This is a genomic window from Micromonospora sp. NPDC049799 (assembly GCF_040656655.1).
Lineage (GTDB): Bacteria > Actinomycetota > Actinomycetes > Mycobacteriales > Micromonosporaceae > Micromonospora.
The window spans coordinates 1-2162 of sequence record NZ_JBFAMU010000689.1 but is presented as its reverse complement, the minus strand read 5'-3'; the positions used below and the strand labels follow the sequence as shown (position 1 = coordinate 2162).

Here is a 2162-nt window from a genome sequence, read left to right as displayed (position 1 = left end):
GCTCGGACCCGGTGCCCCGGACGTGCTGCTCACCGCGGCCGGGGCCGCCGTGTCCCCGGCCGGCCCCGGCACGACCGCGTGGCAGATCGTCTACTACGTCCTCGGCGTCATGACGGTGGTCGGCGTGGCTCTCGCCTTCCTCGGCTCGGGCATCGGCGAGCGGGCACTCGTCATCGCGGGCATCGTCCTCATGATCGTGTTCGGCGTGCTCGTCGGGATCCTGCACCGCCTGCCCCGGCTGCGCGGCGTGCCGGCGGACACCGTGTGACGGTCGGAGCGCCCGGCGGGGGATCCGCCCGCCTACTCGTACACCTCCCGATGCCATCGAAACTAGCAGCGGGGTGAAGCACCCGGTATCGGGCACGCGGCCGACTGCGCCGTCCCCGGCGGCGGCCTACGGTCGGCGGATGCCTGTCGAGGACATCACCGCGGCTGCCGCGGGCAGCTGGACCCTGGGCGACCACCGGGTGCACCGCATGGGCTTCGGCTCCATGCGGACGACCCCAGACCCCGACACCCGTCGTGCCGTACGGGTCCTGCGCCGGGCGGTCGACCTGGGTGTGGACCACGTCGACACCGCCGCCTTCTACGTCTCGCCCGGCGGAACCCTGAACGTCGGCTCCGGACCGGCCCGGTACGCCACCGAGCTGATCCGTGCCGCGCTCGCCCCGTACCCGGAGCACCTCGTGATCGCGACCAAGGTCGGCTTCGCGTACACCCCGGCGACCGGCCTGCGCGAGGACGCCTCGCCCGCCGGGCTGCGGGCGCAGGTGGAGGAGAACCTGAGGCGGCTCGGCCGCGACCATCTCGACCTGGTCAACCTCCGCATCGTGCGGCGACCGGGACGGGACACGGTCGCGGAGTCCTTCGGCGCGCTCGCCGACCTGCGGGACGCCGGCCTGATCCGCCACCTCGGCCTCTCCAACGTTCGCCAGGAACACCTGGACGAGGCGCAGGCCATCGCCCCGGTGGTGGCGGTGCAGAACGCGTACGCCATCGACAACCGCGGTGACGAGGACGCCCTGCTGCGGGAGTGCGGGCGGCGAGGCATCGCGTACGTGCCGTTCTTCGCCATCGCCGGCAGCCGCCGGGAGTCCGGTGCCGGCGTCGTCCACGCGGCGGCCGTCGAGGCTGTGGCCCGCGCGCACGGGGTGACGCCGCACCAGGTACGCCTCGCGTGGACCCTGCAGCAGGGGCCGCACGTGCTCGCCATCCCCGGCACCGGCGACACGGCGCACCTGGTGGAGAACATCGCCGCCGGTGCGGTGCGGCTGTCCGCCGCCGAACTGGCCCCGCTGGGCTGATCCGCTCAGGTGGTTGTCACCGTCCTCGCAGCCTCCTGCCAGGTCACGGTGGTGCACTGGGATACGGCGAGGAGAGGAGGCGGGCATGGGTTGGTTCAGCCGACGGTCGCGTACCGCCGCGGCCGAGGGGACCCCGACGAAGCTGGACCGGGAGGCCACCCGGGAGGACCTGGCCGCGCTGGAGGCGTTCGTGGCCAGCCGTACCGGGGTCGAGTTCTACCTGGAGCCCGAGACCACGGCGACGGACACGACGGTGGTGGCGATCGCCCACGACGGCGAGTGGATCCGCCGCCGCACCGGGTCTCCGCGGGTCGCGGGCGCGCTGGCCCGCAAGCACGCCCTGCCGCTGTACGAGGCCGCGAAGACCGGCTATCCGGAGCGGATGCGGGCGTGGAACCGGGCCCATCCGGAGCGCCGCGCCCGCTGACCCGTCGCGGCCCGTGCGGTCACCGGAGGGCCGCGCGGGCCTCGTCCAGGGTCATCGTCGGACTGTGGCCGGAGACGTACCAGCCGATGTCGTCGTCGAGCAGGCTCGCCACAAGCGCCAGGTCCGGCTCGTCGGCGGGGGTGCGCAGGTGTGCCGGCGGCGGGTACCAGCAGTCGCCGAGGGCCAGGACGCCCGACTCCCGGTCGGCCACCACCGTCGAGTCGGGGGCGTGCCTCCCGCCGACGTGCCGGACCTCGACGCCGGTGGGCAGGGTCAGCGAGTCGGTGAAAACGCGCGTCGGGGGCAGCACCGCGAAGCCGTCCCAGGAGTCGACGGCGAGTGCCCGCGCCCGGAAGCTCGGCCCGAGGCGCGGGTCGGCCCGCACCTGCTCGCGCAGGTAGCGGTGGCTCCACGGCCGGGCCGCCTCGGCG

Annotated in this window: 3 protein-coding genes and 1 pseudogene; 3 read left to right on the top strand and 1 reads right to left on the bottom strand. The window is 74.6% G+C overall.

Features of this window, described 5'->3' with window-relative positions:
• From AB0I76_RS28315 to AB0I76_RS28305, 3 genes are all read left to right on the top strand, one after another.
• On the top strand, positions 1-268 hold a 268-nt coding region (locus AB0I76_RS28315), incomplete at its 5' end, for a hypothetical protein (RefSeq protein WP_357041713.1).
• A gap of 139 nt (positions 269-407) precedes the next feature.
• Positions 408-1304 (top strand): aldo/keto reductase, encoded by an 897-nt coding sequence (locus tag AB0I76_RS28310; protein ID WP_357041710.1) that lies wholly within the window; start codon positions 408-410, stop codon positions 1302-1304.
• Positions 1305-1389: 85 nt separating this feature from the next.
• Entirely contained in the window at positions 1390-1731 is a 342-nt protein-coding gene (locus AB0I76_RS28305) for a hypothetical protein (RefSeq protein WP_357041707.1), read from the top strand.
• Between the two features lie 19 nt (positions 1732-1750).
• Here the strand turns inward: AB0I76_RS28305 and AB0I76_RS28300 are convergent.
• Positions 1751-2162 (bottom strand): annotated as a pseudogene (locus tag AB0I76_RS28300) (MBL fold metallo-hydrolase); the annotation flags it as partial.